Origin of the sequence: Paenibacillus zanthoxyli JH29 (genome assembly GCF_000520715.1) — a bacterium.
Classification (GTDB): domain Bacteria; phylum Bacillota; class Bacilli; order Paenibacillales; family Paenibacillaceae; genus Paenibacillus_AQ; species Paenibacillus_AQ zanthoxyli.
The window spans coordinates 1-3,378 of the sequence record NZ_ASSD01000252.1 but is presented as its reverse complement, the minus strand read 5'-3'; the positions used below and the strand labels follow the sequence as shown (position 1 = coordinate 3,378).

The 3,378-nt window shown below is 54.7% G+C and carries 3 protein-coding genes and 1 pseudogene; all 4 read right to left on the bottom strand.

From position 1 onward, the window contains the following. A partial coding sequence (locus L691_RS0109215; RefSeq protein ID WP_025690158.1) for a UbiD family decarboxylase domain-containing protein occupies positions 1 to 649 on the bottom strand: 649 nt, incomplete at its 3' end. A 62-nt stretch (positions 650 to 711) separates the two neighbouring features. Continuing rightward, on the bottom strand, positions 712 to 1,629 hold the full coding sequence (locus L691_RS0109210; protein WP_025690156.1) for a COX15/CtaA family protein: 918 nt from the start codon (positions 1,627 to 1,629) through the stop codon (positions 712 to 714). 290 nt (positions 1,630 to 1,919) lie between these two features. After that, positions 1,920 to 2,264 carry a thioredoxin family protein gene (locus L691_RS0109205; RefSeq protein WP_025690154.1) on the bottom strand — a complete coding sequence of 115 codons (345 nt, stop codon included), beginning with the start codon at positions 2,262 to 2,264 and terminating at the stop codon, positions 1,920 to 1,922. 87 nt (positions 2,265 to 2,351) lie between these two features. Beyond that, a pseudogene (locus tag L691_RS0109200) lies at positions 2,352 to 3,378 on the bottom strand (polysaccharide biosynthesis protein); the annotation flags it as partial.

The following is a 3,378-nucleotide window of genomic DNA, read 5'->3' as shown; positions in this document are numbered from 1 at the left end:
CCCCCCCGCCGATAAAGACGGATACCGGCAGCGCTTCATTCCGCTGCTCGGCCTCATGATGGTGGAAGCCTCCGCCCTTGTGAATCTGCCAATGCACGCCTGTCGTCTGATCATCATATATTTGAATCCGGTACATCCCGAGATTATGATCCTTGGGATTCGAAGGACTTTCCGTGTAAACGAGCGGCAGCGTAACGAACGGTCCTCCGTCCTCCTGCCAGCTTGTGATCCGAGGCAATCCCTTAAGCGGATCAGTACTCTGGCAGACTTTTAAAATAGGCGCCTCGCCCTGCGGAACATTCTTTATCCCGACTTTGAGCAGATCAAACAGCAGCCCTTTTTCCTTCCAAACGCCGGTTACCGTCGGCGGCAGGAGCGTTTCCGTCGCGCCCATAAGCGACTTCATGAGCGCTTCGGGACGGGGGCCAAAAGCTTGATCCACCCGCCGGACTGTACCGAATAGATTGGTGACAACCGGAAAGGGGGTTCCTTTTACATTCGTAAACAACAGAGCAGGCCCCTCTTCCTGGATAACGCGGCGATGGATCTCCGCAAGTTCCAGATAAGGATCGACCGGCGCTTCAATGACGGCAAGGTCTTTGTCCTTCCGCAGTTGTTCTATCCACTGGCGTAAATTACTGTATCCCAAAATATTGTTCCTCCTTGAACCTGCTCTATCCAAAATGGCTTGATTTCAGCCGAAATCTTCTCTTAGTTATTCCTGCCAAGCTGCCACACGCGTACGCTCATGTAGCACAGCACGCCAAACAGACCGGATATCAGCACAATATGGGCCAGCGCGGCAAACAGATACCACTGTTCGTTGTACAGAGCGAATACGACGCCCGCGCCGCTGAGCACCTGGAGTCCGCACAGAATGACTGCTGAGATTCCGAGCTTCTTAAGCTCAGGATATCCGCCATGCCTCCAGAATGCCAGATGTCCGAGCATAGCGGTAAGAATGAATAGCAGCATTGCCGCAACCCGGTGAAAAAACATAATGCCGGTTCCGCCAGAAAGCTCCGGAATCACCTCGCCGTTGCACAAAGGCCAGCCCGAGCAGCCTCCCTGCGAACCCGTATGACTGACCAAAGCGCCGATATAGACGACGATATAAGCATAAATCGTGGTCAGCCAAGTCAAATTGCGAAAGCCCTTATTCAGCGGCGGAAGGGTTCCGGTCTGCTCTCCGGAGATGCGCCTTCTCGCGCCAAGAGCGAGCATCAACGAGCTGGCAAAAGCGATTAGCGAGAAGCCCATATGCAGCGCCATGACGGCAGCGGACTGCGGCCGGACAACGGCGAGTGCGCCCATAAATGCCTGAATGACGACGAACAGCAGCGTCATGAAGGCATACGCCTGCAACTCTCGGCGATCCCGGGCATAGCGCCGGAAGGCCAGCGCCGAGGCCAGAGCAGCCAGACCGGCAAGACCGCTGAGCAGCCGGTGGCTCCATTCGATCATCTGCCCGAGCGTATATGCGGGAACCAGCTTGCCGTTGCACAGCGGCCATTCATTTCCGCATTCGAGGCCAGACCCCGTCTTGGTAACGAGCGCACCGCCAAGCAGGGCGAGAAACATAATGAGACAGGTTATGTACCCAAGCCATTTCAGCTGTTTCGCCGTCAAATCCGATCACCCGCCGTTGTATGGGATTTTACTTGAGCGTAAACCGGTCTTCCGATCAGAAAAGTTATGCGTTTCCATTATAACCGATAAGGGTCGATGCGGCATACCTGCATTATGCAGACTTGATTGACTGGCTGATTACAAGAAGAAACGGCTTCGCCGTCCTCGCAGGAGGAGGGCATCCGTTTCTCGTAGAAATATAAGACAAAATGATAAGCGCTCACTTATTCATTCTTATATTTTTAAAAACGCCGCTTCCACACAAATTCGGCGAAAGCGGCGAATGGCGATTACTGATGGATGCTCTGATAGACCTGGGTCGCGCGGTTCAGAAAATCTTCGATTTCCTGTCTCGACTTGCGCAGCTTGTTGACGAACCGGACCAGTTCCCTGCCTCCCGAGTAGGCGACGAAGCTGGGAATGCCAAGTATATTCTGTTCCTGGCTGACCTCGCCCACCGCATCGACATCAACCTCTACCAGCGTCAGCTTATCTGCGTAATTCTGTTCAACCTCCGGCATAAACGGATTGATGAACTTACAATCTCCGCACCAGTCTGCCTTGAATACGGCCACGGTCAGTCTGGGGGATTGAATGGCCGCCTGAAATTCAGCAGGAGAGCTGATTTTGTCCATAACTTGCACCGTCCCTTCTCATATGACAAATGTCTCTTGTTACCCTTTAAGTGAAGCAAAATGCATAGCGGAAGTCAACTGCCGCTCTTACTCTCTTTCCCGCACGCGGGCCGGCTGCAGCTTCATGAGCGGGTTCAGCAGCTTCCGCACCGGACGCGGATAGCTCGCCAGTTCCCCGGCGCTTAATACGCCCAGAACAATCAGCAGCACCAGATAAAGAATAACAACGACTGCGCCGGCAGCCAGACAGCCAACAAGATAGGCAAGACGCGCAGGCATCATTCCGGTCAGGCTAATTGCCGCCACGTTCAAGCCGTAACCAGCAGCGCCTGATACGAGCACGGCCAGCAAATACCCGCGCCAGCGCTTGCCCATAATCTCAAACGGCACGATGCTCCGAAGCAGCCGCAGGTTGAGTGCGGTGATTACGATAAAACATAGCGCCGTAGCGATAATAATGCCGTAAATGCCCATGAACCGGCTGAGCAGAACGCTCCCCGCCAGCTTGACGATGATTCCGGCCAGCACGTAGAACATGGAAATACGCGATTTGCCCATGCCGAGCAGGATGGAATTTGAGGTGGTCATCGTAATCTGGAAAATGGTGCCCAGCGTCAGCAGGGCAATCATACCGCTGCCGGATGGGGTGCTGAAGAGCAGGCCGTTCACCGAGTAGGCCGCGACGACAAGCGACAGCACGATCGGCGTTCCGGTTAGAATAGCGATGCGCATCGCGAGTGTGATCTGCCGCTTCAGATGAACCTCGTCCCGGCGGGCATAAGCCGCCGAAATGACCGGTATCAGCGAGGTGCTGAGGGCGATCGCCAGTACGGGCGGAATGCCCGCGATGCTCTGCGCCTTCTGGCCGAGAATACCGAGCAGCCGGGTTGCTTCGGTGCCCCCCACCTGCCCGCTGAGCAGGGGAACGATCAAGGAAGAGTCGATGAAATAGACCGCCTGAATGGTCATAGAAGACAGAATGATCGGAATGGATAAGCTGAAAATATCCTTATAAATCCCGAGCAGCGGCAGTTTGGCTTCCGAAGAGGCGTGGATACCGCTTTGCTTGTCGCTCCGCTTCATCTGGATAGCGGCGTACAGCATAATGGCGAAG